Origin of the sequence: Actinoallomurus acaciae, from assembly GCF_042429965.1 — a bacterium.
In the GTDB taxonomy this organism is placed as follows: domain Bacteria; phylum Actinomycetota; class Actinomycetes; order Streptosporangiales; family Streptosporangiaceae; genus Actinoallomurus; species Actinoallomurus acaciae.
In genome coordinates this window covers 1-23,324 of sequence record NZ_JBHLZP010000036.1, presented here as the reverse complement: position 1 = coordinate 23,324, position 23,324 = coordinate 1, and the positions used below count along the sequence as shown (strand labels likewise).

Sequence of the window (23,324 nt, the reverse complement as noted above, 5' to 3'; positions counted from 1 at the left end):
CAGGAAACCTTCGTGTCCCGCGCTGACGCTGCCTTGAGCCGTCGGGGGCGTCTTCGGCTGGGGCGTGTGATCGTCGATGGCGGCTGGCCGATCGCCTGGGCGGCCGGGCGTTGTGAGGTGTCTTGGCCGGTGGTCAGGCGCTGGGCCATCCGATACGTCCGGCAGGGTGTGGCCGGGATGGCTGGCCGGTCGTCTCGGCCGCGCCGTGGCCCGTCCGAGACGCCACGGCCGGTGGTGCGCAAGGTCGTGTATGTGTGGTTGAAGTAGAGGCTGAGGCCGGTGCGGATCGCTGGGTGCTTGGGCGTGTCGGCCTCGGTCGTGCATGCCGTGCCGACCCGGTGCAAGTTCAACCGGTTGACCTGTATCGACTGCGCTATCGGTGAGGCGATCCGGTGTGATGAACACGATCGGCCGGGCTCGATGCCGCACGTTGATGTGAAGAAGCCCGGGCAACGTCCCTGATGGTGGCTGGCGTCATGTGGGCAGGGTCCAAGGCGAGCGCAACCGCGCACCGCACCGGTATCCGCAACACCCGCGATGGGCCCCGCCTGGGGCACGGCCTTCGCGGACACCGTCGTCGATGACCACTCGCGCATCGCCTACGCCGAGATCCGCGATGATGAGAAGGCCGCCACCGCCATTGAGGTGCTCCGTAACACCGTCGCCTGGTGGCGTGATGATCGAACGCGTGCTCAGCGGCAACGGCTCGGCCTGCAAGTCCCATGCCTGGCGCGACGCATGCGCCGAGCTGGGGATCCAGCCGAAACAGACCCGCCCCCACCGGCCCCAGGCCAACGACCAGGCCGAACGTTTCCATCGAACGCTCACCGACGGGTGAGCACCCGGCGGCTTCTACCCCTCAGAAACAAGTACGCCGCAAAGCCCTGCCAACCTGGCTCCATCACTACAACCACCACCGACGGCAAGCCACCCATCACCAGGTTGACCAACCTCCCTGGGCAGTACACCTAGACACTGGAAGTGGGCTGGAGCCCCCGGGCGCGCGGGGTCTGGACGCGGGCAGGGACCGGATACCGGCGGGGTTTCGGATGGGGGCGCGCGTGGGATCAGGTATCGGCTAGCGGTCCGAGCGGCGGCGGCGGGCGCCGATCATGAATGGGGTGCGGCCGGTGGTCGTGGCCGGGCTGGGGGCCGGGCGTACGGCGGCGTAGTCGTCGGGCAGGGTGCCGGGGGCCTCGGTGGTCTCGCCGGTCGGGGTGAGGCGGATGACGAACGCCTCCTTGGCCCAGCGTTCGGTCTGGTGTTCGCCGTCGCGGGCGTTGAGGCGGGCCTTGGCGAGCAGGGGCACCACGGCCTCCCACTCCTCGGAGTTCGGCGCGACCTGTTCCACGGCCGCGATCCAGGAGACCAGGCGGCCGCCCTTGTCCTTGCTGCGGACCGTCACGGTGACGCGCTCGGCCTCCGGCAGTCCCGGCAGAGGCTGTTCGATGCCGCCGGTGACGACGTACGCGGCGCTCTGGTCCCCGTACGCGTGCCAGATGTGCCAGGCGGCGCGCGGGTAGGGCAGGTCGGGCAGTGCCAGCCACAGCATGCCCGACTTCTTGGTGGCCTCCTCGACCAGCGCGGCGATGTCCACGCTCGCAGTCTCCCATGGGTGGATAACATCCGGTGCATGCGCTCTCGCCGGACGACGCTCGCGGTGCCCGCCAGTAACCCGCGCTTCATCGAGAAGGCGCGGGAACTGCCCGCCGACGAGTTCTTCCTCGACCTGGAGGACGCGGTCGCGCCGCAGGCCAAGGAGGAGGCGCGGGCGAACGTCGTCGCTGCGCTGAACGACGGCGGCTGGGGCGACCGGGTCCGTGTCGTACGGGTCAACGACGTGACCACCCCGTACGCCTACCGGGACGTCATCGAGGTCGTCGAAGGGGCGGGGGCGAACCTCGACTGCCTCATGCTGCCCAAGGCGAGCTCTCCGGACCACGTGGTCTGGCTGGACCTGCTGCTCACCCAGATCGAGCAGGCGTCGGGGCTACCGGTCGGACGCATCGGCATCGAGGCGCAGATCGAGGACGCGCGCGGGCTGACCCGGGTCGAGGAGATCGCGGGCTCCTCGCGGCGCCTGGAGGCGCTGGTGCTCGGGCCCGGCGACCTGATGGCGTCGATCAACATGAAGACCCTGGTGGTCGGGGAGCAGCCGCCCGGATACACCGAGGGCGACGCCTACCACCACATCCTCATGCGCATCCTGCTCGCCGCCCGCGCGCACGACCTCCAGGCGATCGACGGGCCGTACTTCAACGTCCGTGACGCCGAGGCCTTCACCCGGGCGGCGCGGCGGAGCGCCGCGCTGGGCTTCGACGGCAAGTGGGTGCTGCACCCGGCCCAGATCGAGCCTGGCAACGCCGTCTACTCTCCGGCGCAGGACGACTACGACCGCGCCGAGCTGATCCTCGACGCCTACGACCACGCGACACGTGTCCAGGGGCGGGGCGCGGCGATGCTCGGCGACGAGATGATCGACGAGGCGTCGCGCAAGATGGCCCTGGTGATCGCCGCCAAGGGCCGTGCGGCGGGCATGGAGCGCACCCGGAGTGACGATCCATCGGCCTGACCGAGTGATCGCGCAGGTGGAGAGCTTGACGTTCCCTCGCGTAAGGGCGACTGTGAGTAACCATGAGGACCGCGCCCACGTGCCCGCGGTGCCGCGGGCCCCTCGTACCGCCCAGCGCGTGGTCGAGCGCGTGGACCTGCCTCGTGCACGGCGAGGTCGCGCCGCTGCAACCGCCGATGCGCCCCTGCCCGGAGGCGCTGGAGGTCCTGCGTTCGCGGGCCCGCGTGCCGGTCTGGGTGGCCTGGCCGCTGCCCGCGGGGTGGCTCGTGACCGGGTTCGCCGAGGTCGGTGACGACCGCAGCGGAGCCGTCGCGGTGGCCGTGGCGCTGTCCGGACCCTCGCCGATCGGCGGCCCGGCCGACCTCGTGCTCGTCGCCGAGGAGCCCGGCGTCGGGCTGGGCGCCTCGTACGCGGGGCTGAAGGGCCCCGACCCCGGCCACGGCTTCGGGGTCACGGCGCCGAACGCCAAGGTCGAGATCGACGGTCATCCCGTGTCCATGTGGGCCCTGGGCACGGAGAAGACGGCGGCGTACGCCGGCGAGGCGCTCGCGAACTGGCTCTGGGCGGTGTTGTGGCCCGAGTCCGCCGGCGTCCTCATGGTCGAGCAACTGGCCCTGCGCGACCTACGCGAGGCTCCACTCGACCTGCCGTACGGCGCCGCGTGTCCCCGGCTAGCGTGATCGGGTGCTCATCGACCTCCACTGCCACAGCTCCGTCTCCGACGGCACCCAGCCTCCCGCCGACGTCGTGCGCCGCGCTCATGCCGCGGGCGTCGGGGTCCTCGCGCTGACCGACCACGACACGGTGGCGGGCCACACCGAGGCGGCTCGCGCGCTGCCGCCCGGCATGACGCTCGTCCGCGGCATGGAGCTGTCGTGCCGGCTGCCCGACCACGGCGTCCACCTCCTGGCCTACCTGTTCGACCCGGAGGAGCCGCGGCTCGCGGCCGAACGCGAACGCATCCGCGAGGACCGCGCACACCGGGCGCGCGCCATGGTCCGGCGGCTCGGCGAACTGGGCGCGCCGGTCACCTGGGAACAGGTGGAGCGGATCACCGGCGACTCCGTGCCCGGCCGTCCCCACATCGCCCGTGCCCTGGTCGAGGCGGGCGCCGTGGCGACCGTGGAGGACGCCTTCACCTCCGAGTGGATCGGCGCGGGCGGGCGGGCGTACGTCGACCGGTACGCCCTGGACCCGGTCCGCGCGGTGCGGCTCGTACGCGAGGCGGGCGGCGTGCCGGTGCTGGCCCACCCGCGAGCGTGGCGTCGGGGCTACGGCGTCTCCGACGAGGCGATCGCCGGTCTGGCCGAGGCCGGGCTGGCGGGGGTGGAGGCCGACCACCCGGACCACGCCCCGGCCGACCGCGAGGCCCTGCGGGCGCTGGCGTCCGAGCTGAACCTCTTCGTCACGGGCGCGAGCGACGACCACGGCGAACTGACGGGCCACCGGCTGGGCTGTGAGACCACGACCCTGGAGGCGTACGAGGCCCTGCGGGAGATCGCCACGGGAGCGCCCCCGGACGTCAGGTGAGTACGGGTGCGGCTCCGAGAGATCAGGCGAGCTCCAGAGCGAGGATGACGCGGAACGCCGGGCGAAGCCGCGCGGCGCGGCCTCGTTGAGAATCGCGCGTCGTGGGAATACCGGTGACCGTGAGACGCCCCTGCGGGGGGCGGGACGAGAGGTGGGGAATGAGCAGGGAGATCTGGACCGCGGTCGACGACTATTTCGACGGGGCGCTTCTGCCGTCCGACCCCGCGCTGGACGCGGCGCTGACGGCCGCCGAGGACGCGGGGCTGCCGCCGATCGGCGTCACTCCGAACCTGGGCAGGACGCTGCAGTTCCTGGCGCGGCTCCAGGGGGCGCGCCGCATCCTGGAGGTCGGCACGCTCGGCGGCTACAGCACGATCTGGCTGGCCCGCGCGCTGCCCGAGGACGGCCGCCTGATCACGCTGGAGGTCGATCCGGAGCACGCCGCGGTCGCCCGCGGCTCCATCGAGAACGCCGGGCTCGCCAAGGTCGTCGACGTACGCCTCGGGCCCGCGCTGGAGACGCTGCCCGAGATCGCCGCCGAGGGGCTCGGGCCGTTCGACATGGTCTTCATCGACGCCGACAAGTCCGCCAACGCGGACTACTTCGCCTGGGCGGTCGAGCTTTCCCGCCCCGGCACGCTGATCGTGGTGGACAACGTCGTACGGCAGGGGAGGGTCGTCGCCTCCGGGGACGACGATCCGAACGTCATGGGCGTCCGCCGTCTCGTCGACGCGGTGGAGGCCGAGCCCAGGGTCACCGCCGTGGCACTGCAGACGGTGGGACGAAAGGGATATGACGGGTTCCTGATGGCTCTGGTCGAGGACGTCTGAGGACGCGTCACCGCGCCCCCGGCGGATGGCCGGTGGCGGCGTACGGCCGGGGCGAGCCGATGGGCTCGGCACGGCGCATCGGGGCAAACCCGGGCACGGGTGACGGCGTCCAATGGTTGTGAGCGGTCGTCGCCCGCTCGGCACCGGAGGACCTGATGCCCGACATCGCGCCCCTGCGGCCGGACGATCCGGCACGCCTGGGCTCCTACACACTGCTCGGCCGGCTGGGACACGGCGGCTACGGCGTGGTCTACCTGGCCGAGACCACCGGCGCCGAACGGGTGGCGGTCAAGCTGCTGCGGACCGCCATGGCCGAGGCGGGCGACGAGCGGGAGCGGTTCGCCCGCGAGGCGGCCGCGGTCGAGCAGGTCGCGCGGTTCTGCACCGCCCAGGTGCTGGACGCCGACATCGACGGCGACCGGCCCTACATCGTCAGCGAGTACGTCCCCGGCCCGTCCCTGCACGCCCTCGTACGCGAGCGCGGGCCGCTGGAGGGCGGTGCGCTCGACCGCCTGGCCATCGGGACCGCGACCGCGCTGGTCGCCATCCACCAGGCCGGCGTCATCCACCGCGACTTCAAGCCGCCGAACGTCCTGATGGGCCCCGACGGCCCCCGCGTGATCGACTTCGGCGTCGCGCGGATCGTGGACCGCGCCACCACGCTCACCGGCCACACGCTCGGCACCCCGGCGTACATGGCGCCCGAGCAGGTCTCCGGCGGCGAGGTCACGTCGGCCGCCGACGTGTTCGCCTGGGGCGCGACGATGGTCTACGCCGCGAGCGGCGCACCGCCGTTCGGCCGCGACTCGCTCGCCGCGCTCGCCCACCGGATCGTGCACGAGCCGCCCGAGCTGGGGACGCTCACCGGGGACCTGCGTGAGCTCGTCGCCGAGTGTCTCGCCAAGGACCCGGCCGTACGGCCGTCCGCGAGCGTGCTCCTGATGCGCCTGCTCGGCCACGCGACGGTGTCCGGCGGCCGGCCGGGAGAGACCGCGATCATGACGGAGGGCATGAGCGCGGCGGCCGCCTCACCGCCGGCCACGCAGGCGGTGCCCGCGTCTCCGGGCGGCCGGAGACGGAACTGGCCGCCGGCGGTCGCCGGAGTGGTCACCGCCCTCGCGCTGGCCGGTGCGGCGGTCGCCACGATCATGGCCCTACACGCCGGTGACCGGCCGTCGCGACCGGGCCCGACGACGACCGTCTACACGAGCGCGACCGGCCCGGGCCACCGGGCGCCACCGCCGGGAGCCGGCGGCTCCTCCTCGTCCTCCTCTTCGACGGGAGGGCCCGTCGCCCGGCCCACGCTGCACGTCCAGGCGGGCGACTGCGACCTCGGCACGACCGGTCTCACCTGCACCGTCACGCTCCGGGGTGAAGGCGCCACGGTCCGCTGGAGCGCCACGGCCGGCGACCCGCTCACGGCGGCCCCCGGGAGCGGCTCGCTGAACCCCGGCGAGGCGGCCACCGTCACGGTCACCCTGCATCCGGCGACCCCACGCGTGGCCGGCGGGGCCGGCGTGACGATCACCGGTGGAGGCCGTACGCAGACGGTGCAGGTCACGTGGGAGGGCGAGCCGTCCACCGGTCCGTCGTCCGGCTGATACCACGGTGCCGCACGCACCGAAGTCCCGGAGTCGGTAGGGTTTCTCACGTGGACGCGCGTATCGACAAAGTGGTGACGTCGGGCAAGATCACGGTCGACGACACCGAGTACGACATCGAGGCCAACACCTACGTCATCGGAGACGACGACGCGGTGATCGTCATCGATCCGGCCTTCGACGCCGAGAGCATTCTCGAGGCCGTCGACGAGCGAGAGATCATGGCTGTCATCTGCACCGACGGCAGGGAGACACATCTGAACTCCGTTCTCGAGGTCGCCGAGGCCGACGAGGACGACCCCGCCCCGATCGCGCTGCACACGCGCGACCGCCTCCTCTGGCGTCAGTACTTCCGTGCACTCGCCGACAAGGACGAGGACTCGGAGTTCATGAAGGATCTCGAGCCCGACCTCGACATCGAGGACAGCGGCGTCTTCGAGATCGCGGGCGCGCAGCTCGAGGTCATGCACACGCCCGGCCACTCGCCGGGGAGCATCTGCCTCTACAGCGAGCAGCTCGGTGTGCTGTTCACCGGCGACACGCTGCACAAGGGCCGGCCGGGTCGCGTGGGCGCCGACTACCCCGAGCTGCAAGAGCAGCTCAACTCCATCGGGGCGATCCTCAGCCCGCTGCCGCGCGACACCCGCATCCTGCCGGGTCAGGGCGAGGAGAGCACGGTCGGCGAGGAGGACTCCCAGTGGGAGAGCTGGTTCGCCCTTGCCCAGGAGCCCGAGTCCGAGTCCTGAGCGGGTCCCGCTCATGACGGCCGAGCAGCTCGGTTTCGAGGGGATGCCCAAGCGGCTCTACCCGTGCACTCCCTCACGCCTCAACACCTGGCTGGACTGCCCGCGCCGTTACCGCATGACCTACCTCGACCGGCCCAAGCCGGAAAAGGGCCCGCCGTGGGCGCACAACAGCGTCGGGGCGAGCGTCCACAACGCGCTCGCCGGATGGTGGCGGCTGCCCCTCGGAGACCGTACGCCCGAGGCGGCGGGGCGGCTCCTGGAGCGGGGCTGGCTGACCGACGGGTTCCGTGACGCGGCGCAGTCGGCCGACTGGCGGCGGCGGTCCCGCGCCATGGTCGAGCGTTACGTCTCCGGCGTCGACCCGGCCGACGAGCCGGTCGGCGTCGAGCGCACCGTGTCGATGAAGACCCACCTGATCACCGTCCAGGGGCGCATCGACCGGCTCGACCGCCGCGGCGGCGAGCTCGTCGTGGTCGACTACAAGACCGGCCGCCGACCGCTCACCGCGGACGACGCACGATCGTCGCTGGCACTCGCGCTGTACGCCGCGGCCTCCCGGCGGATGATGCGCACCCCGTGCCGGCTCGTCGAGCTGCACCACCTGCCGACCGGCGAGGTCGCGGTCTGGGAGCACACCGAGGAGTCGCTCGACCGCCATCTGCGGCGCGCCGAGCAGATCGCCGAGGAGTGCGCCGAGGCCGACGAGTGGTACCGCGAGAAGGTCCCGGCCGGGAAGCGCACCGACCTGCCGCACGCCGACTTCGACGAGAAGTTCCCGCCGCGTCCGGGTGCGTTGTGTGCGTGGTGTGACTACGCCCGGCATTGTCCGGAGGGGCGGCAGGCCGCTCCGGCGCGTGATCCCTGGTCCGCCCTGCCGGACGAGGCCTGACGTCGGCGCCCGCGTCGCCCGACGGTGCCCGGCTTCGGTTCAGGCGCGTGATGCCGTCGGCCAGCGGCGGGGGTCGCGTAGGCCGGCGAGGCCGCGGCCGAGGTCGTACCCCTCGGCGGCGAGCCGTTCCCGCGCCCCGGCGAGCATGCGCCGTGTCGTCGGCTGGAACGACCTGTCGTGCAGGGGCTCGGGCAGCGAGTTCATGGTGAGCCGGAACGACCGCAGCCCCGCGCTCACGATCGACTGCGGGATCTCCGGCAGCATCCCGTACATCTGCCGCGCCCAGCGGGGCAGCGAGTAGTAGCAGAGCGCGCCGAACGGCAGGTACAGCGGCTTGCCGGGCCGCAGGAACCGCATGTCGTGCGGCAGCTTCGGCCAGAGCAGGAAGCGTACGGCCCCGCGCGCCTCCGGCGTGACCTTCAGCTGCGGGCGCATCCCGGCGAAGTAGGCCTCCATCTCCGCGACGCTGCCGGGCACGTCCTCCTCGTGCAGGCCGACGTAGGCGGCGCTGCGGCGCTGCTCGGCGAGGTAGCGGTCGGCCTGTTCGTCGCTGAGCCGCAGCCCCGAGCGCCGGGCCACCTCCAGGTAGGAGAAGACCTCGGCGCAGTGCACCCAGAGCAGCAGTTCGGGCTCGTCGACCCGGTGGACCCGTCCGGTGTCGGGGTCCTTGACGCGCAGGGCCCGGTGGATGCCGCGGACCCTGCGGCCGAGTTCGTCGGCCTCATCGGCGGTACCCCAGGTCACGACGCCCACGAAGTCGGCGGTGCGCTGCAGTCGGCCGATCGGGTCCACCTGGAAGGTGGAGTTCTGCCAGACGCCTCGCATCGCGATCGGGTGCAGGGCCTGGAGCATCAGGCTGCGAACGCCGCCGACCCACATCGACCGGTCGATGTGGACCTGCCAGGTGGCGCTCTGGGGGGACTGGACGGTCGCTTCCATGGCGACCATCGTAAGTGTGTTCTTACATGAGACGAAATGTGTCTCTCGTCTCATGTCCGCCGGGCGCGGTCAGGTGCGTTCGGCGTCGTTCCAGAACGTGGTGAGCGCGCTCGCCGTCGTCTCGGGCGCCTCGACGGCGGGAGAGTGCGCGGCGCCGGGGATGACCACCTTCCGCGCGCCCAGGCGCTCGGCCATGACGGCCTGGGCCTGGGGCTCCCAGGCGTCGTCGTTCTCCCCGTACAGCACCAGGACGGGCAGGCCGGCGCCGCCGGTCGCCTTGGCGAGCTCGTCGACCCGGTCGGAGCAGGACAGCAGTTCGTTCGCCATGCCCAGCAGCCCGGCGTGGGAGTTCATGAACATCCGCCGCCGTAGGAAGGCCACGATCTCGGGCAGAACGCCCTTGGCGAGGGCCTCCGGCTCCATTCGTGTGGACCACAGGTGTTCGAGCCCGACCTTCGGCAGTGCGGAGAGCAGGACGCGCCCTTCGACCTCGCGCCCGCCGGTGATCGCGGCCGGGCCCGAGCTCATGAGGGTGAAGGACTCGACCAGGGCCGGATCGGAGATCACCGTCTCGCGGGTCACCAGGCCGCCGAAGGAGTGCCCGACCAGGTGGACCGGGTCGCCGATCGACTCGATCACCGCGGCGATGTCGGCGCCCAGCTCCGCGCAGCCGTAGGCGGAGGCGTCGTCCGGCCCCGGCGTCTCGAACTGGCCGCGCATGTCGAGCGTGACCACACGCCGCCCCGCGCCGGCCAGCGTCTGCAGGACCGAGATGAAGTCCTCTTTGCTCCCGGTGAAGCCGGGAACCAGCAGAGCCGGGCCGCGTTCGGAGATCCCCGATCCGGGAAACGCCTCGAGTGCGGCGAAAACACCGCGTGAAGTCTCGATGTCCGTCCGGCGAACACCGGGGGGCAGAGTAAGAAACCGGGGCGTACTCACTGGCAGGAGCTTACTTGCCGATGTCCAAGCGACACCAGCTTAACGCTTTCGCCGGTTAACGCCCCTTGCCAGGCGCCGTACGCTTCAGTCATGACGGTCGCCGTCTCAGCACACAAGGGCGGGTCGGAAGACGCGCCACCCGCGACATGGAAGGCGTACGAGACCGCCCTCACGACGGGCGCGGAGTACGTCGAGTTCGACATCCGGCGCACGCGTGACGGTGATCTCGTGGTCTTCCACGACTCCCACATCGCCGGCCGTCCCATCGCCGGGCTGAGCTACGAAGAGCTCTGCGGCGCGGTGGGTCACCGGGTGCCACTGGTCCGCGACGTGATGAAGCTGGTCGCCGGGAAGGCCGTCGGCCATCTGGACCTCAAGGAGACCGGGTACGAGCACGAGGTCGTGAGGATGGCCCTCGACCTGCTGGGACCCGGCAACTTCGTCGCCACGACGCTCGTGGACGCCTCGATCGCCGAGATCAAGAAGCGTCATCCGGAGGTCACGACGGCGCTGTCCCTGGGCCGTGACCTGCGGGAGATCGGCCGGTGGCTGCGGCTGCCGGTGCGCGCCCGCGAGCTGTACCCGCTCGGGCGGATGCGCGCCTGCGGCGCCGACTGGCTGGCGGTACACCGCCGCCTCGCACGGGCGAACGTCCTGCGGCTCTGCGGCCGGTTCGGCATCCCCGCGATGGTGTGGACGGTCAACGGGGAGCCGCAGATGCGGCAGTTCCTGGCCGACTCACGGGTGGCCGTCCTGATCACCGACCGTCCCCGCCACGCCCTGAGCCTTCGCGCCTAGCGCGTGTCTCGAAGTCCCGCCCTCCGGGACACTCCCCGCCCGGGGACACTCCCCGCCCTCCCAGGGGGCGCCGACCCCACTTCCATTGTCAAGCCACCCCACACGCCGAAGGAAGACCGCGTGCGCGGCTGTGGAAAACCCACGGTCCGACCACTTCGAGGCAGGCCCCAGCGGCGGGCAGAGCCCGAAATGGGCATGAGAAAGGGGCGCGGTCCGTCACCACGCCCCTTGGTCACGTCCGCGTCAAGCCGGCCTGCGTGCTCCTCCGGTGCGGGAGCGGCGCCGCCGCGGCTTGGGCTTGGACTGTGCCGACTCGGCCAGGTGCATCGCCTCGGCCTCGGGATCGGCCGGCGGTGCCATGAACTGGACGACGGGAACACCGGCTGGCGTCGAGGCGATCGGGGCCTGCTGCGGAGCCGGTGCCGCGGGTGTCTCCGCGGGGCTGTCGGTGTCCGTGTCGGGTTCGGTGATGGTTGAGGTGTCGGGTTCGATGTTGGTTTGAGTGATGGTGTCGGTGCTCGTCTCGGCGTTGCGGCGGGTGCGCCGCCGGGTCCGGGACGGGCGGGTGCGCTCGGCGTTCTCGACGCCGGCGTCGGCGGTGTCGTCCTGTGGTTCCAGGGCGACCGGAGCGGCCTGCTCCTCGGTCTCCTCGGCGACCGTTTCGGGGGCCGCAGGCGCCTCGTCGGCGTCGATCGGCCGTCCGCCACGGGTCCGCGTGCGCGTGCGGTTGCGCGGCTTGCGGGTGCGCTCCGTACGCTCCGTGCGCTCTGTGCGTTCCGCGCGCCTCGGCGAGCGGGTCCGGCCGGTCTCGCCGATGTCCTCGACCTCCTCGGCCTCGAGCCCGGCGCGCTCACGCCGGGCCCTTGGCAGGGTGCCGGTGACGTCGGCCGGGATGTCGAGCGCCTCGTAGAGGTGGTCGGACGTGGAGTAGGTCTCGGCCGGCTCGACGATGCCCAGCCCGAGCGCGGAGTTGATCAGCTTCCAGCGCTGGAGGTCCGCCCAGTCGACGAGCGTCACCGCGATGCCCTCCTTGCCCGCCCGGCCCGTACGGCCGATGCGGTGCACGTAGGCGTCGGCGGCGTCGGGGCACTCGTAGTTGACGACGTGGGTCACGTCGTCGACGTCGAGGCCGCGGGCCGCCACATCGGTGGCGACGAGGACGTCGATCTTGCCGGACCGGAACGCCCGCAGCGCCCGCTCACGCTGTCCCTGGCCGAGGTCGCCGTGCACGGCCGCGGCGGCGAAGCCGCGTTTGGCCAGGTCCTCGGCGACACGGTCGCAGGCGCGCTTGGTCTGGCAGAACACCATGGTCAGGCCACGGCCACGCGCCTGCAGGACGCGGGCGAGCAGTTCGGGCTTGTCCATCTGGTGCGCCTGGAAGACGTGCTGGGCGACCTGCGGGGTCGCCTCGGACTCCTCGTGCGACTCGGCCCGTACGTTGGTGGGCCGGGTGAGGTACTTGCGGGACAGCGCGACGATCTCGCCCGGCATGGTCGCCGAGAACAACATCGTCTGCCGCCGCGCGGGTACCCGGTCGACGAGGCGCTCGATGTCGGGCAGGAAGCCCAGATCGAGCATCCGGTCGGCCTCGTCCAGGACGAGGACCGAGACCTGCGACAGGTCGAGGTGCTTCTGCTTGACCAGGTCCAGCAGGCGGCCCGGCGTGCCGACGACGGCCTCGACGCCCTCGCGGAGGGCCTCGATCTGCGGCTCGTACGCGCGGCCGCCGTACACCGACAGCACCCGGCTGCCGAGCTTGCCACCGGCGATGATCAGGTCGCTGGTGACCTGGACGGCCAGTTCACGGGTCGGCACGATGACGAGCGCGAGCGGCTTCTTGCCGCCGTGCTCGATGCGCTGGAGCAGCGGGATGCCGAAGGCAAGGGTCTTGCCCGTGCCGGTGCGCGCCTGGCCGATGATGTCGTGCCCGCTGAGCCCGATGGGCACCGCGAGTGACTGAATCGGAAACGGTTCGACGATGCCCTCGGTCTCGAGGGCAGCTGCGATTTCGGGAATGACTCCCAGATCATGAAATGTCGTCAGGGCCTTCAGCCTCCAGAGTGCGGGGTCCGCTCGGCGCCGCTTGTGCACCAGGTCGGTGACGCGGCAGACCATCTCGCGGTCGCAAACTCATGCGCCGCCCACGGCAGGGCCACTTCTCGCACCTGCCGGTCGTCGCATACGGTCGCGCACTCGCGCGGGAGGGACCAGCCGTCAAATTCTTCCTAAGGATTGCGACCGGGGGTCGCGCTGCGCAGCGCGCGGTCACATTTCGCCACGCAGTGTAGCGGCAGAGATCGGAAACAGAAAGTCCCCGACGTAAAGGTCCAACACACGTCTGCCCGCTTTCATTCCCCGCACCCCGCGTACGGCCCGAAGACCCCGTTCGGCCGTCTGGCCTGCTGCGCCACACCGGTGACCGGGCTGCGGCGGGCCGGCGGGCGGAGTACGGCGACGGAGGGCGTGGCCGGTGCGTATCCCCTGGTGAGAGGCGTGAAGTGCCGTCGTGGGCCCGCTGGGGCCCCGGTGGCGGTCTCCTGACCGCTTCCGGTCAGCCAGTCCGGACGGAAGGTGCCGCGAAGGCGGTGACCCGGGCGATGGCCGTACGGACCGTGACCGACAGTGGTGAGTGCCGCCGAAGTGAGTACCACCGCGCCCCGGCGCCCGGGGCGCGGCGGTGGTCTCGTTCGGCGGGGACGGCGCGCAGTCGGGTCAGAGGGCCCGGTGACGCCGTCCTCCGACGCCGCTGAGCAGGGCGACCAGGATCGCGGCGATCACGACCGAGAAGATGAACGCCAGGATGCTGCCCGCTCCCACGGCGCCCGCGACCACGCCACCCAGGACGGCACCGACGATTCCGACCAGGATCGTCAGCAGTACGCCCATCGGGTTGCGTCCCGGGACGACCAGGCGGGCCAGCAGCCCGATCACGGCGCCTATGAGGATGAACCAGATCACTGTCAGCATGGTTGTGACACCTCCTACCGGCCGCCTTCGGGCAGCGGCTCGATTCAGCGACCGGTATGCCCCCTAAATCAGGTGTCATTCAGGACAAGCCAGTTAAAATGCACCAAATCCGACAGCCGGGGCGTCCGCCTCCGCGATCTCCACGTAGGCGAGCTTCGTGACGGGCACCACCACGCGGCCGTTCTTGCTCTTCAGCGCGAAGACGCCGTCGTCCTCGGCGAGCGCGTCGGCGACCGCCTGCTCGATCTCGTCGGGGGAGAGGGACGTCTCCACGACGAGCTCCTTGGGTACGGACTGCACACCGATCCTGACCTGCACGTCTGTCCTCCGTGATCCATCCGTCGTCTCGGCGCCGCCCGCCACCCGGGCGTGATCGGCGTTCAGGGACCGCCCAACTATCGCACGGTCGCCCGGGTGACCCGGCGATCAGGTCGTACGGGGGAAACCGCCGATACCGCGCCAGGACAGCCGGGCGATGAGGCGTTCGGCCTGGTCCTTGGGGATCGTGCCGCGCTGGGACAGCCAGTAGCGCGCGCTGACCTCGGCCATGCCGACCAGGCCCATGCCCAGCAGGTGCGCCTCGTCGCTGGAGACGCCGGTGTCCTCCTGGATCACCTGAGCGATCATCTCCGCGCACTGCTGGTTGGTGCGCTCGACCCGGGCGCGTACGGGGGCGACGTTGCGCAGGTCGGACTCGAAGACCAGGCGGTACGCCTCGCCCTCGCCGGCCACGAAGTCGTAGAAGGCCTCGATGGTCCGCTCGACCCGCAGCTTGTTGTCCGGCGTCGACTCCAGCGCGTCGCGCACGCGCTGGACGAGGCCCTCGGCGTGCTCGTCGAGCAGCGCCAGGTAGAGCTCGAGCTTGCCGGGGAAGTGCTGGTAGAGCACGGGCTTGCTGACCCCGGCGCGTTCGGCGATCTCATCCATCGCGGCGGCGTGGTAGCCCTGCGCGACGAAGACCTCCTGCGCCGCGCCGAGCAGCTGACGACGGCGTGCCAGCCTCGGCAACCTCGTGCCTCGCGGGCGCGCGTCCGGGGTTGCGGTCACGTGGGTTCTCCGATCAGCTGCCGAGCGGCGCCGGAACGCGATGGCGCCTGGATCCACCATCCTACGGCCGGGTAACACCGCGTCGCGAGCAGCGCCTCACCGATAGTCGTCGTCATCGAGTTGGTCGTCGCGGGCCGAAAGGTGCTGTTCGGCGGCGTCGGCCTCATCGGCCTCCGCCGGAACCGCCTCGGGCCAGCGCTCGGAGTAGTCACGCGCGCGGGCGTGCTGCTCGGCGACGTCGGCGTCGTTCGCCTCGCCCGACACGGCGGGCGGCTCGTCGCCGCGCGCCGGCGTGTGCTGTTCGGCCGCGTCGGCCTCCGGAGTCTCGAGGCTCAGCTCGATGTCTTCCTCGGACATGCCTTCCCCCCAGCCTTGTCAGAGTTGCTCGGCCAGCTCGCGAAGAACGGGTTCGATGGCCTCACCATAAGTCGGGAACGCGTGGACCACGTCGGTCAGGATGCTGAGCGGCGTCTCGGCCCGGATGGCCAGCGTGATCTCGCTCATCCACCCCTCAGCGTAGAGGCCGATCGCCGCCGCCCCGACGAGGACGCCTCGCGCCCGGTCGGCGTACAGCTCCACGCGGCCCCGGTCGTCGTTCTCCACGGTCGCCCGCGGGGTGTCGGACAGGTCGTACCCGGCCGAGAGGAGTTCCAGCCCGGTCGCCGAGACCGGCGAGACGCCGACGGTGTACACCGTCGGCGTGGTGTAGACGGCCCGCGGCACGGCGCGGTAGTCGGCCTCGCGGCGCTTGCCGAGCACGTTGGAGACGACGATGCGTGACTGGTAGTTGGCCGCGTGGGTGTACGGCGCCGCGCCTGTGACGTCGCCCGCCGCCCACACCGTCGTGCCGCCGTCCGCGTCCGCCTCGGCGTCGGTCACGGCCTTGCAGGTGACATCGACCGCGATGCCCTGCTTCGGGTCGGGCCGGATGCCGAGCGTCTCCAGGCCGAGGTCGGCGACGCGCGGCCGGCGGCCGGACGCGATGAGGATGCGGTCCGCGTCGATGTGCCCGCCGTCGGACAGGTACAGCCGCAGGCCGCTCTCCGTGCGTTCTGCGCGCGTGGCGCTCACGCCCAGCCGCAGGTCGGCGCCCGTGCGCCGGAGCTCGTCGGCGAGCAGGTCGCCGATGAACGGCGCCTCGGCGGCCAGCAGCCGGTCGGCGGCCTCCACCAGCGTCACCTGCGAGCCGAACGCGGCGTAGACCTGGCTGAGCTCACAGCCGACCGGCCCGCCACCGAGCACGATCAGCCGGCGCGGCAGGTCCGGGCGGGTCAGCGCCTCGTCACTGGTCCAGGTCGGCACGTCGCCGATGCCCTCGACCTCGGGAATGACCGGCTCGCTGCCGGTCGCGACCACGAGGTCGGTGTAGCCGTACTCGGTGCCGTCGACCTCGATCACCCCGGGCCGTACGGCCCGGCCCCGGCCACGGATCACGGTCACGCCCGCCTCGGCCATCTCCGCGGCGGTGGGCGCGTCGTCGAGATGGCGGGTGACCTCGTCGCGGCGCGCGACCGCGTGCTCCCAGGTCTCCCCGCGGCGGGCGGAGCGCAGCAGCGACTTCGACGGCATGCACGCGAAGTACGGGCATTCCCCGCCGACCAGACGGCTTTCCACCAACGCGACCGAGCGGCCCGCCCGCGCAAGGTCGGCGGCGATGTTCTTTCCGGCGCCACCGCCGAGCACCAGGACGTCGTAGCGCTTGTCCTGTGCGTCCGTCACCTGATCATCCTCTCCGACATTCACCCCGTGGTGCGCCTGGTGGCGCAGACACGATTGTTACCCGAGCAACCGATCCCGCGGACCGTGTTACCCGAGTAACCGATCCCGAAAGTGCGTGGCCCATGGGGTCACGGCAGCTTCTGCCGGAGTTCCAGCAGGGGCTCCAACAGGTCGCCGTCCCGCTCGACACGGTCGCGGACGTCGTCCGGTCCGAAGCGAAGCTCGGCATCACCCTCGATCTCGTCCCACGTCACCGGCGTGGAGACGTACGGCTCCTCCGCCGCTCGGAGAGAATAGGGGGCGACCGTGGTCTTGTGCCGGTTGTTCTGGCTCCAGTCGACGAAGACCTTGCCGTGGCGGAGCCTTTTGTCCATGCGGCTGACGACCAGGTCCCGGTGGTCCTTCTCGAGCCGCCGCGCGGCCTCCCTGGCGTACGCGGAGGTGCGCTCGTCGGAGGCCTCGGCGATCGGAACGTACAGGTGCAGCCCCTTGCGGCCGCTCGTCTTGGCGAAGGACCGCAGCCCGTCGTCGTCCAGCACCTCGCGGAGCATGACGGCGACCTCGCGCGCGTCCTCCAGGTCGGCCGGCGGGCCGGGGTCGAGGTCGAAGACCAGCAGGTCGGGGTCGTGCGCGCCGCCGCGCGGCCCGACGCGCCACTGGGGCACGTGCAACTCCAATGCGGCGAGGTTGGCGGACCACACGAGCGTGCGCAGGTCGTCGATGATGACGAAGTCGATGGAGGCGCGGCTGCCGCCGGGCGTCGGCAGGTGGGCGGTGCGCACCCAGCCGGGCGCGTGCGGGGGCGCGTTCTTCTCGAAGAACGACTGCCCGTCGACGCCCTCGGGGTACCGCAGCCGGGTCGAGGGGCGCCCCGCGATGTGCGGGAGCATCGCCGGTGCGATCCGCGCGTAGTAGTCGATGACCGCGCCCTTGGTGAAGCCGTTCCCGGGGTAGAGGACCTTGTCGAGGTTGGAGAGGGTGAGCCTGGTGCCCTCGACCTCGACTCTCGTCTTGGCGCTCACCCAGCCCCCCTCCCCGGCGAGGTGGCTTTCAATCCTTCGGTCCCTCGGTGCGGACCGGGCGGGGCTCACGGCTCCCGGTGGACCTCCTCCGGGGGGATCTCGGGGCGCAGGCCGCGCCAGGAGGCGTGCAGCAGCATCCCGTCCCGGGTCCAGCGGGAGAACGTCACCTCGCCGGTGAGCGAGGGGTCGACCCAGTACGCGAAGCGCGCGTGCTCACGCGGGACCTCGCCCGCGTACGGGCTGTCCGGGCGTTCCAGAGCGGCCAGGCGTTTGTGCAGGTCGTCCAGGTCGAAGTCGGAGAACCCGGTGCCGACGTGGCCGACGAAGCGCAGCTCGCCGCCGTCGTACACGCCGAGCAGCAGTGAGCCGACCCCGCCCTCGCGGCGCCCCTTCCCGCCCTTCCAGCCGCCGATGACGACCTCCTGGGTGCGGAAGTTCTTCACCTTTCGCCAGAAGTCGACCCGGCGGCCCGGCCGGTACGGGGAGTCCAGTCGTTTGGCGATCAGCCCCTCCAGACCCTGCTCGGCGGTCCATTCCTGCAGCTCGCGGACCTGTTCGACCTCGGCGCCCTCCAGGTAGGGCGGCGCCTCGACGGGACCGGCGGCGAGTTCGAGGTCGTCGAGCAGCGCGCGCCGGTCGCGGTACGGCAGGTCGTACAGCGTGTGGCCGCCCAGGTAGGGCAGGTCGAAGGCGACGAAGTGCACCGGCACCTGGCGGATGAGACGGGAGTCCGGACGGTCCGCGTGCATGCGGTGCTGGAGGCGTTCGAAGCTGGGGCGTCCCTCGGAGTCGAAGGCCACGACCTCGCCGTCGATGACGGCGGACTGGTCGGGCAGGAGATCGGCGAGGGCCTGAAGCTCGGGATAGCGGCCGGTCGCCTCGATCCCGCGGCGGCCGACCGCGCGCACGCGTCCGCCGGCGACGTAGACGATCGCGCGCACGCCGTCCCACTTGACCTCGAGGGCCCAGCGGGCGACGTCGTCCGGTAGCTCGCCCGTCGTCGCGAGCATCGGCTGGATGTTCTCGGGCATCGGGTCACCCATACGGCGTTTCTGCCCATCCCGCTCATGCCTGACGCCAGCGCGGCCGGAGTGCGTCGCTCGGTGATTCCCCGGTCGCCCGACGGGTACTGGCCGTGACGAAGTGGTGACCGTATATTCGAACATACTTCGCAATTCGGAAACTAGATCGACGGCGCGACGGGTAGGGGAACCTCATGCGCAGCATCTGGAAGGGCGCGATCTCCTTCGGGCTCGTCACGATCCCGGTGAAGCTGTACTCGGCCACCGAACAGCGCGACGTGGCCTTCCACCAGGTCCACCGCGAGGACGGCGGCCGGATCCGGTACAAGCGCGTCTGCACCAAGGACGGCGAGGAGATCCCGTACTCCGACATCGCCAAGGGGTACGAGCTTCCGGGCGGAGAGATCGTCGTCCTCACCGACGAGGACTTCGAGAACCTCCCGCTGTCCACCAGCCGCCGCATCGACGTGCTGCTGTTCGCGACCGAGGAACAGGTCGACCCGATCTACTTCAACAAGTCCTACTACCTGGAGCCCGAGGCGCAGGGCACCAAGCCGTACGTCCTGCTGCGCGACGCCCTGGAGGGCTCCGGCAAGGTGGCGGTCGTCAAGGTCGCGCTGCGTCAGCGCGAGTCGCTCGGCACGCTCCGTGTCCGCGACGGGGTGTTCGTCCTCGAGACGATGCTGTGGCCCGACGAGGTCCGCGCGCCCGAGTTCAAGTTCCTGGAGGAGGACGTCGACCTGCGTCCGCAGGAGCTGCAGATGGCGACCTCGCTGATCGACTCGATGGAGAGGGACTTCGACCCCACCGAGTACAAGGACGCCTACCGTGAGGCGCTGGAGTCGGTCATCGAGGCGAAGGTCGAGGGCAGGGAGGTCGTCACCCAGGAGCTCGAGGAGGAGGCGCCGGCCGCAGCCGACCTGCTCAGCGCGTTGCGGGCCAGCGTCGAGGCCGCGAAGAAGGGCCGCTCCGGAGGGGGAGACGGCAAGGCGGACGAGGGCGGCGGGGCGAAGCGGAGCACCTCCGGCAAGGCGAAGACGGGTGGCAAGTCCGGAAAGTCGAGCGCCGCCAAGTCGAAGGCCAAGAGCGGCAGCGGTAGCCGAAAGTCCGCCTGACGGGGAACGCGCGGCAAAGATCCTCCTCGGGGGAATAGATCGCCACACGGGCCGGTTGTGACGCCCTGTAAGCTTTGTGTTTCGTGTTCAGGCGCGTCTTCGCGCCGTGGCCGGCTACGAGTCCGCGATCCCCCGACTATTGCGGAACGTCTCGAGGCGGGCCCTTTCTGAGAGGTTCGTTCTTGACATCAGCTTCATCGACCCTGCCCTCCTTCGCCGAACTCGGCCTCCCGGAGCGGCTGGTCTCCGCACTGGAACGCCGCGGCATCTCGACGCCGTTCCCGATCCAGGCGGCATGCCTGCCCGACGCTCTCGCCGGGCGCGACGTGCTCGGCCGAGGCCAGACGGGCTCCGGCAAGACTCTCGCCTTCGGGCTTCCCCTCCTCGCACGGATCGCCGGTGGCAACGCCGCGCCCAAGCGGCCCACCGCGCTGATCCTCGTCCCCACCCGTGAACTGGCCATGCAGGTCCAGGACGCCCTGGCGCCGCTCGGCCGCAGCGTCGGCCTGCACGCCAAGACCGTCGTCGGCGGCATGTCGATGGCCCGCCAGATCCAGGCGCTCCGCCGCGGCGTCGACCTGCTCGTCGCCACGCCGGGCCGGCTCACCGACCTCATCGAGCGCGGCGCCTGCTCGCTCGAGGACGTGCGGGTCACCGTGCTCGACGAGGCCGACCACATGTGCGACCTCGGCTTCCTGCCGGCGGTGTCCGCGCTGCTCGACCAGATCCCCTCCGACGGCCAGCGGCTGCTGTTCTCGGCCACGCTCGACGGCGACGTCGACAAGCTGGTCCGCAAGTACCTCCACGACCCGGTGACCCACTCGGTCGCGCCGGCCGCCGCGCCGGTGGAGACCATGGACCACCACCTGTTCATCGTCGACCGCGCACACAAGCACGACGTCATCGCCGAGGTGGCCGGGCGCGAGGGCCGTACGATCATGTTCGTCCGCACCAAGCACGGCGTGGACGCGCTGACCAAGCGGCTGGCGCGGGTCGGCGTGCGCGCCGGCGCCCTGCTCCGCATCAGCGGCCCCGCGCTGAACCAGGCGTTCATCACGGTCTCCGACGGCACCGTGGCGGACGGCGCGCATCTCGACGTGGTCGTCGAGCCGGTGCGGCTCGGCTGCCGGTCGTGCGGACGCGTCGTGACCTCCGACCGGATTCTCGCCGTCTGCTCCGGCTGCGGCGGAACCCGGCTGGACCTCCACAGCGGCGACGGGCTCGTGCTGGAGTCCGTGGAGTTCATGGAGGCCGAGCGGAGACACGAGCCGTCGGCCTGAACGCGCGGCTCACGTCCGGCGCCGCCTGCGGGAGCGCCTCCTGGGCTGGACCCGCCTCGTCCGCGGTGCGGGCGGCACGGCCGGCGCGCCCCCGATCGGGCCGCTCACACGTTCGAGTTCGGGCCGCAGCCTCGCCATCATCGCGCGGTAGGCGGCCGGATCCATCGACCGGCCGATGGCGAGGGCTCGTTCGGCCATCACCGCCTCTTTCTCGAACGTCGCGTCCGCCGCGACGAGGTGCCGGTAGAGCTCCGCCGCGGCCTCCATGCCGCGCAACGCCTCATCCGGCCGGCCGAGGACGGCGAGCACGAAGGCGGGCGGCATCAGGGCACCGGCGACCTGGCCACGGTCCGCGAGGGAGTTCGCGGGCCGCAGGGTCCGGCTCAGAGTGACGGCCGTGTGGAGGTGGAGGACGGCGTTCTCGACATCGCCCAGGTGGGCCTGCCAGAAGGCGAGTTTGGCCGCGATCCTTGCACGGGTCGCGCGGTGTGCGGCCGAGGCGGGCGTGGGCGGCTCACCGATCGCGGACAGGGCCTCGGCCGTGCACTCGACGGCCCGCCGGTAACGCCGTGACGCCCCGTGCAACGTCCCGAGGTTCGCGAGGGACGTGGCGAGATCGAGCTGGAACGCGGCGGGGCTCGTCTCGGCCATCGCCCGGTAGAGCCGGGTGGCCTCCTCCGCGGCCGCGAACGCCCCGGTCCGGTCCTTGGCGTGGCTCAGGTCCTGGGAGCGGTTCACGAGCGCACGGGCCAGGTCGGGGGTGAAGGCGGCCGGATCGTCGGCCGCGAGGCGCTGGAAGATCTTCAGCCCGTTGTTCGTCGCGGCCCTGGCCTGCCGGCCGGACCCCTGCTGCGCCAGCCGGTTGCCCAGGTTCAGGTACGCCCTGCCGAGCCCCGCCTCCGACTCGGCGTCCCCCCTCGGCTGCCTCTCGCGGGCCTGGACGACCAGGACGGCCAGGTCCAGCGCCTCCCGGCCACGTCCCCGGTGGGACATGGCGACCTCGAGGACGTCCATTCCGGTGGCCAGCCCCTCCCCGGCCGCCGCCGGATCGTCCTCGACCGCTTCGTGGAAGAGAGAGACCGCCTCCCGCAGTGCGGCGTACGCGTCCGTGTGCCGCCCCTCGTGCATCAGGGCGATGCCCTGGTTGAGCAGCGCCCACGCATGGTCGACGCGTGTCTCGGCGGCGCGCGACTCCGGCAGCGAGCGGAACAGTTCCACGGCGCGGTCGAAGCTCGCGTGAGCCCGGTCGCCGAGTCCCGCGTTGCCCTCGCGAAGGCCGAGCCCATAGTGCAGGCTCGCCCGTTCGGCGGGGTCCTTCGCCGTCGCGAGGCGGCGCTCGGTCAGGAACTCGGCACAGGCCAGGCTGCCGACGTCGAGATCGACGTGGTGGGCGGGGAGGTGTGGCTCGATCGCCTCCAGGACCGCCGGGTCCACGTGCGGCAGTCCGGCGAGGGTGACAAGAGAGGCGCCTCCGGCGGACAGGGCGAGCCGGGGCCGCCGGCGCAGCAGCGGGTAGAGCTGCGTCCGGGCGACGTGCTCCCATCGCGCCGCGGTCTCGATGAGGACGCTGATCGCCTGCCGGGCGTACGGCGGTGTCGTGTCGCCCTCCTCCTCTCCGGCCGGCAGGAGGGCCTGCGGCGCCGTCGCCGCCCACGCGTCCGCGGTGAAGCCCTCGGCGTGACCGGGCGTGAGCAGGGCGAGGAAGTCCTCGGCCAGCCGGTCGGGGTACAGCGGTTCGAGCACGGTGGCCTGGTCGCGCGGCGGGAAGCACCGCGCGTGGGCGTCCAGGATCCGCTGCCGGACGGCGGGCTCGCGGGCCAGGCCCGCGCGTTCGGCCACGTCCATGCCCGCGGCGTGGACGAGGGGGCCGGCGAGTGAGGCGACGAAGACCGTACGGCCCATCGCCGGAGCGTCGACCGTCGGCAGGCCGCCGGCGTGCGCGTGCAGGTCCTGCCAGTAGGCGGACTCGCGCTTCAGCAGGTACTCCGAGAGCCGGGCGGGATCGTCCGGGGCGGTCTCGGCGTGCCGGTACGCGTCGACGCCGGCCAGCGCGGCCATGTGGACCGTCAGCGCGACGCCGTACGCCGGGTCGCCGGTGATCCCGGCCGGCGGGGCCACCGCGTCCGCGGGCACCTCCATCACCTCGGCGAACCGGCCGCGCGCCCGGTCGAAGGCGGCCTTCGGCTCGTCCGGCGACTCGGCGAGCGGGGGCAGCGGCATGGCCTCAGCGACGATGTCCAGGTCGCGTTCCAGCCGATGCGACAGGCCCGACCACCACAGGCCGGAGGCGCGGGCCAGCAGCAGGATC

The 23,324-nt window shown here is 71.8% G+C and carries 22 protein-coding genes and 1 pseudogene; 11 read left to right on the top strand and 12 right to left on the bottom strand.

Going from position 1 to position 23,324, the window contains the following annotated elements; all coding sequences use genetic code 11:
- Positions 1–12: 12 nt before the first annotated feature.
- Positions 13–972 (top strand): annotated as a pseudogene (locus ACFFNX_RS07555) (DDE-type integrase/transposase/recombinase).
- Between the two features lie 106 nt (positions 973–1,078).
- Here the strand turns inward: ACFFNX_RS07555 and ACFFNX_RS07550 are convergent.
- Entirely contained in the window at positions 1,079–1,597 is a 519-nt protein-coding gene (locus ACFFNX_RS07550; protein WP_378197332.1) for a hypothetical protein, read from the bottom strand.
- A gap of 36 nt (positions 1,598–1,633) precedes the next feature.
- On the opposite strand from ACFFNX_RS07550, the gene ACFFNX_RS07545 reads away from it, so the two are divergent.
- The 7 genes from ACFFNX_RS07545 to ACFFNX_RS07515 all read left to right on the top strand — a co-directional run bounded on the left by ACFFNX_RS07545 (position 1,634) and on the right by ACFFNX_RS07515 (position 8,168).
- Positions 1,634–2,572, top strand: a complete 939-nt coding sequence (locus ACFFNX_RS07545) for an HpcH/HpaI aldolase/citrate lyase family protein (RefSeq protein ID WP_378197329.1) — start codon at positions 1,634–1,636, stop codon at positions 2,570–2,572.
- A 62-nt stretch (positions 2,573–2,634) separates the two neighbouring features.
- Positions 2,635–3,252, top strand: a complete 618-nt coding sequence (locus ACFFNX_RS07540) for a DUF6758 family protein (protein ID WP_378197326.1) — start codon at positions 2,635–2,637, stop codon at positions 3,250–3,252.
- Between the two features lie 4 nt (positions 3,253–3,256).
- On the top strand, positions 3,257–4,102 hold the full coding sequence (locus ACFFNX_RS07535; RefSeq protein ID WP_378197322.1) for a PHP domain-containing protein: 846 nt from the start codon (positions 3,257–3,259) through the stop codon (positions 4,100–4,102).
- Positions 4,103–4,260: 158 nt separating this feature from the next.
- Positions 4,261–4,932, top strand: a complete 672-nt coding sequence (locus ACFFNX_RS07530) for an O-methyltransferase (protein ID WP_378197318.1) — start codon at positions 4,261–4,263, stop codon at positions 4,930–4,932.
- Between the two features lie 155 nt (positions 4,933–5,087).
- A complete protein-coding gene (locus ACFFNX_RS07525) occupies positions 5,088–6,533 on the top strand; it encodes a protein kinase domain-containing protein (RefSeq protein WP_378197315.1) in 1,446 nt (481 codons plus the stop codon).
- Between the two features lie 50 nt (positions 6,534–6,583).
- Positions 6,584–7,279 carry an MBL fold metallo-hydrolase gene (locus ACFFNX_RS07520; RefSeq protein WP_378197311.1) on the top strand — a complete coding sequence of 232 codons (696 nt, stop codon included), beginning with the start codon at positions 6,584–6,586 and terminating at the stop codon, positions 7,277–7,279.
- 13 nt (positions 7,280–7,292) lie between these two features.
- Positions 7,293–8,168 carry a RecB family exonuclease gene (locus ACFFNX_RS07515; protein ID WP_378197308.1) on the top strand — a complete coding sequence of 292 codons (876 nt, stop codon included), beginning with the start codon at positions 7,293–7,295 and terminating at the stop codon, positions 8,166–8,168.
- 39 nt (positions 8,169–8,207) lie between these two features.
- Here the strand turns inward: ACFFNX_RS07515 and ACFFNX_RS07510 are convergent, their stop codons facing one another.
- Positions 8,208–9,107, bottom strand: a complete 900-nt coding sequence (locus ACFFNX_RS07510) for an oxygenase MpaB family protein (RefSeq protein ID WP_378197305.1) — start codon at positions 9,105–9,107, stop codon at positions 8,208–8,210.
- Between the two features lie 69 nt (positions 9,108–9,176).
- Positions 9,177–10,046: an alpha/beta fold hydrolase gene (locus ACFFNX_RS07505; RefSeq protein WP_378197302.1), complete on the bottom strand. Its 870-nt coding sequence runs from the start codon at positions 10,044–10,046 to the stop codon at positions 9,177–9,179.
- A gap of 90 nt (positions 10,047–10,136) precedes the next feature.
- Between ACFFNX_RS07505 and ACFFNX_RS07500 the strand changes: the two genes are divergently transcribed.
- Positions 10,137–10,844, top strand: coding sequence for a glycerophosphodiester phosphodiesterase (locus ACFFNX_RS07500; protein ID WP_378197299.1), 708 nt, complete (start codon positions 10,137–10,139; stop codon positions 10,842–10,844).
- A 243-nt stretch (positions 10,845–11,087) separates the two neighbouring features.
- On the opposite strand, the gene ACFFNX_RS07495 is transcribed toward ACFFNX_RS07500, so the two are convergent.
- The 8 genes from ACFFNX_RS07495 to ligD (ACFFNX_RS07460) all read right to left on the bottom strand — a co-directional run bounded on the left by ACFFNX_RS07495 (position 11,088) and on the right by ligD (ACFFNX_RS07460) (position 18,630).
- A complete protein-coding gene (locus ACFFNX_RS07495) occupies positions 11,088–12,791 on the bottom strand; it encodes a DEAD/DEAH box helicase (RefSeq protein ID WP_378197296.1) in 1,704 nt (567 codons plus the stop codon).
- Between the two features lie 765 nt (positions 12,792–13,556).
- Positions 13,557–13,811 carry a GlsB/YeaQ/YmgE family stress response membrane protein gene (locus ACFFNX_RS07490; protein WP_378197292.1) on the bottom strand — a complete coding sequence of 85 codons (255 nt, stop codon included), beginning with the start codon at positions 13,809–13,811 and terminating at the stop codon, positions 13,557–13,559.
- A gap of 93 nt (positions 13,812–13,904) precedes the next feature.
- Entirely contained in the window at positions 13,905–14,129 is a 225-nt protein-coding gene (locus ACFFNX_RS07485; RefSeq protein ID WP_378197289.1) for a DUF3107 domain-containing protein, read from the bottom strand.
- 108 nt (positions 14,130–14,237) lie between these two features.
- Positions 14,238–14,858, bottom strand: coding sequence for a TetR/AcrR family transcriptional regulator (locus tag ACFFNX_RS07480; RefSeq protein ID WP_378197286.1), 621 nt, complete (start codon positions 14,856–14,858; stop codon positions 14,238–14,240).
- A 96-nt stretch (positions 14,859–14,954) separates the two neighbouring features.
- Entirely contained in the window at positions 14,955–15,215 is a 261-nt protein-coding gene (locus ACFFNX_RS07475; RefSeq protein WP_378197283.1) for a hypothetical protein, read from the bottom strand.
- An 18-nt stretch (positions 15,216–15,233) separates the two neighbouring features.
- Positions 15,234–16,577 carry a dihydrolipoyl dehydrogenase family protein gene (locus ACFFNX_RS07470; RefSeq protein WP_378197280.1) on the bottom strand — a complete coding sequence of 448 codons (1,344 nt, stop codon included), beginning with the start codon at positions 16,575–16,577 and terminating at the stop codon, positions 15,234–15,236.
- A gap of 128 nt (positions 16,578–16,705) precedes the next feature.
- Positions 16,706–17,599, bottom strand: a complete 894-nt coding sequence (gene ligD / locus ACFFNX_RS07465; RefSeq protein WP_378197277.1) for a non-homologous end-joining DNA ligase — start codon at positions 17,597–17,599, stop codon at positions 16,706–16,708.
- Between the two features lie 65 nt (positions 17,600–17,664).
- Entirely contained in the window at positions 17,665–18,630 is a 966-nt protein-coding gene (gene ligD / locus ACFFNX_RS07460) for a non-homologous end-joining DNA ligase (protein WP_378197274.1), read from the bottom strand.
- Positions 18,631–18,815: 185 nt separating this feature from the next.
- Here ligD (ACFFNX_RS07460) and ku point away from each other — a divergent pair, with 185 nt between their 5' ends.
- Together ku and ACFFNX_RS07450 are read left to right on the top strand one after the other, a co-directional pair.
- Positions 18,816–19,736 (top strand): non-homologous end joining protein Ku, encoded by a 921-nt coding sequence (gene ku / locus ACFFNX_RS07455; protein WP_378197271.1) that lies wholly within the window; start codon positions 18,816–18,818, stop codon positions 19,734–19,736.
- Between the two features lie 182 nt (positions 19,737–19,918).
- The gene (locus tag ACFFNX_RS07450) at positions 19,919–21,016 is read left to right on the top strand and encodes a DEAD/DEAH box helicase (RefSeq protein WP_378197268.1); all 1,098 of its coding nucleotides are present in this window, start codon (positions 19,919–19,921) and stop codon (positions 21,014–21,016) included.
- A 9-nt stretch (positions 21,017–21,025) separates the two neighbouring features.
- On the opposite strand, the gene ACFFNX_RS07445 is transcribed toward ACFFNX_RS07450, so the two are convergent.
- Positions 21,026–23,324, bottom strand: a 2,299-nt coding sequence (locus tag ACFFNX_RS07445) for a hypothetical protein (protein ID WP_378197265.1), incomplete at its 5' end; no start/stop codon positions are given.